The following is a 2,757-nucleotide window of genomic DNA, read 5'->3' on the forward strand; positions in this document are numbered from 1 at the left end:
GGACTGGGTTAGGAAGTCGGCCAGGGCGGTGGGGGAGTCGAGGGTGAGGTCGGCGGCGTCTGCGACCTCGTGACCGGTCTCCGGGTTGGCGACCGCGACGCAGACGCCGATGAAGTCGGGGTCGGCCGCGGCCCGGGCGCGCAGCGCGGCGAACGCCTTGATGTCGGAGACGTCGTCGCCGAAGTACCAGGCCCCGCCCGCGTCCCGGACGACCTCGCCGATGACCATGCCCTTGTCCCGGTCGACCGGGGGCTTCAACTCCAGCACCATCCGGCCGGCCTGGCAACGCAGCCCGAGCCGCTCGGCCCGGGCCCGGCCCCACTCCTGCACCAGGTCGCCGAGCTGCGGGGCGGTCCGCCAGTGCAGGGCCACCGAGAGCCGCTTGAACTCCACCAGGGCGCCCGGCGGCAGTTCCGCCCGGGCCTGGTCGGCGAGCTCCGCCATGGTGGGCACCCAGGGCAGCGCGGCCGGCTCGGTCACCGTCTCGCCGCCGGAGTGGCTGTGCTCCAGGCCGTAGAGCCCGTACAGGTCGATTCCGGCCAGGCCGCCCAAGTGGTCGCGGAGGAACTCCACCGGCCGCGCGGAGACGATGGCGATCCTCCGTACGTGCGGGGCGAGGGCCTCCAGCGCCGCCAGGACGTTCGGGGCCGGCTGGACGGCGGTCGGGTCGTCGTCGACCGGCGCGAGGGTGCCGTCGAAGTCGAAGAAGAACACGATGTCCGCCGCCCGACGGGCGGTGGCGCGCCATGCCTGGTCGGCGTCCAACGGGGTCTTCGGCTGCTGGTTGCCCAGATTCAACGGCGGCACGCGCGACAGCGTACCCCGGGCACGGGCGCCCATTCGTCGGTGAGACGTGACGCTCAATCGTGGCGCAGAGTCACCGTTCGGCGGCTCCGCGTCCCCGGCGGCCGAACGGCACCACGGCTGCTTCCTGGCCCTGGCTGAGCAGGTAGCCCTCCACGAAGCCGCTGTTCCGGTCGCCGGTGTGTGCCTCGATCTCGTTCAGCCGGGCCACCATGAACTCGGTGAGCGCACTGACCCGGTCGTTGAGCCGGTCGTGCAGCTCGGCGACGACGGCCAGCACCACCGCGGTGCCGGCGGTGGTGAGGGCGAAGAGGTTGACGACCAGGGGAAGCTGCCCGCCGTCCAGTACGCCGACCACCACGTTGCCGGTCACGCACGCCGTCACCGCCACCACCGCGACCACGACGGACCACCATTTCAGGGTCATGGACAGACCCCTCCTTCTGTCCCGCAGGGCTGAGTTCGGCCTTGTCCCGTCCCCCCGCCGACGACGAGCCCCGAGCAGTACGGATACGGACGCTAGCGCGCCCGTTCCCGACCTGGAGTGCAACGATCGGGTCTGTCCTGACGTTCTTTCGCCATTTGAGGAACTGCGGGACGGGCCGCCTACCCGGCCTGCCTGCCTCGTTTTCCGGAATCGACGGGCATTGTCGGGCGGTAGGCGAGGTAGCGAATGGTCTCCCTGATGTGGAACTTCTCGGCCTCTGAGACGTTCGGGTCGACCAGGCGGCGCAGCAGCGCCTCGACGTCGGGGTCCATCGGGGGCGGATCGGGGGTGCTGCGCGGCGGGGCCGCGCGGTCCCAACCGAGTGCCGTGAAGGCGTTCGCGGGGTTGAGCCCCAGTCCTTCGCAGAAGGCGACCACCCGCTCGACCTCCGGGTCGCTGGCCCAGTCGCCGCGGATCCAGCGGTTGATGGTCTGGCGGGAGACGCCGGTGCGCCGGGAGACCTCGGTGCCGCTCCAGGCCCGCATGGCGCGGGCGTCGTCGAGCGCCCGGCGGACGAAGGTGGCGAAGGCGATCTTCCGTGCGTTGGCCGTCTCGGTCGCCCCGTGACGGTACGACCAGCCGCCCGTCCGGGGCTGGCCCGGCACGCTGCTGTCACGCTGGCGTGACGGTGCTCCTGAGTGGTCGGTAAACGATCCAGCACTGCTCTTGAGGGGTGTCACCCGGCCAGAATAGATGCCCGCGAGTACGACGGTAAACAGACGAAAAGCTGATACTGTCACGCTCATGAGACAACTTACGGTGTGTCACGTGCATGAGACGATCAGTGCTCACGTGCGTCACGCCGCGGGTTCCAGGGGGGTTTGGTGACCGAGCTCGCAACCCGAGCCCAAGCTTTCGGTCTGATCGCGGAGGGAGTGGCCGCCGGGCTGAGCGCACCGTGGCGCCTCTACCTCGCCCGTGGGTGCCGGTACCTGTCCCTGAGCGTGGGCGACCGGGCGGAGTGGAACGCCTGGCGTACCCACCTCGGCTGCCCGGAGCTGAGCGTCCGGGTGTACGACGCCGGCGGCGAGATCCGGCGCGCCTCCGTCGCCGAGGTCGTGCTGGACGGCTGCCGGATCAGCGTCGAGCTGGTGGAGGAGGTCAGCACCGCCGACCTGGACCGGCTGCTGGTCGTCGATCCCACCTCGACCGAGCCGGAGGAGCGATGATCCGGCGCCCGACGGCGGTACGGCCCGGCGTCCCGACCTCCCCGGGGGTGGCCGGATGAGTCCGTTCCTCGCCGTCTTCCTCGTCCTCGTCCTCGGCTCGACCTGCTATGCGGCGGGCCGACTGCACGGTCAGCTCAGCTACCGGATCGGTTACCGCTTCGGGTACCGGCAGGGTTACTTCGACGGCGACCGGGGCGCCTGGAACCGGCGGCGCCGGGACGCCCAGGCCGCCATCGCCGCCCCCGTCGCCGCCCCGGCCGCGCCCGGCCGGGCGTCCGGATCTAGGCGGTGACCTCC

4 protein-coding genes and 1 pseudogene are annotated in these 2,757 nt (G+C 71.4%); 2 read left to right on the forward strand and 3 right to left on the reverse strand.

What is annotated here, in order from left to right; all coding sequences use genetic code 11:
- From otsB to DKL51_RS29960, 3 genes are all read right to left on the reverse strand, one after another.
- Positions 1–807, reverse strand: an 807-nt coding sequence (otsB, locus tag DKL51_RS29950; protein WP_124812838.1) for a trehalose-phosphatase, incomplete at its 3' end; no start/stop codon positions are given.
- Between the two features lie 70 nt (positions 808–877).
- Complete coding sequence (locus DKL51_RS29955) at positions 878–1,231, reverse strand: hypothetical protein (protein WP_109948233.1); 354 nt, start codon at positions 1,229–1,231, stop codon at positions 878–880.
- A 179-nt stretch (positions 1,232–1,410) separates the two neighbouring features.
- Positions 1,411–1,896 (reverse strand): helix-turn-helix domain-containing protein, encoded by a 486-nt coding sequence (locus DKL51_RS29960; RefSeq protein WP_109948232.1) that lies wholly within the window; start codon positions 1,894–1,896, stop codon positions 1,411–1,413.
- Between the two features lie 219 nt (positions 1,897–2,115).
- On the opposite strand from DKL51_RS29960, the gene DKL51_RS29965 reads away from it, so the two are divergent.
- Both DKL51_RS29965 and DKL51_RS29970 read left to right on the forward strand, forming a co-directional pair.
- A complete protein-coding gene (locus DKL51_RS29965; protein WP_109948231.1) occupies positions 2,116–2,460 on the forward strand; it encodes a hypothetical protein in 345 nt (114 codons plus the stop codon).
- A 55-nt stretch (positions 2,461–2,515) separates the two neighbouring features.
- Positions 2,516–2,746 (forward strand): annotated as a pseudogene (locus DKL51_RS29970) (hypothetical protein); the annotation flags it as partial.
- Between the last annotated feature and the right edge of the window lie 11 nt (positions 2,747–2,757).

The organism is Micromonospora globispora (assembly GCF_003857015.1).
Classification (GTDB): Bacteria; Actinomycetota; Actinomycetes; order Mycobacteriales; family Micromonosporaceae; genus Micromonospora; species Micromonospora globispora.

What these genes read in the sequence shown, in the direction of transcription:
- DKL51_RS29955 (WP_109948233.1), bottom strand. Translation starts at nt 1,231, where the DNA reads ATGACCCTGAAATGGTGGTCCGTCGTGGTCGCGGTGGTGGCGGTGACG.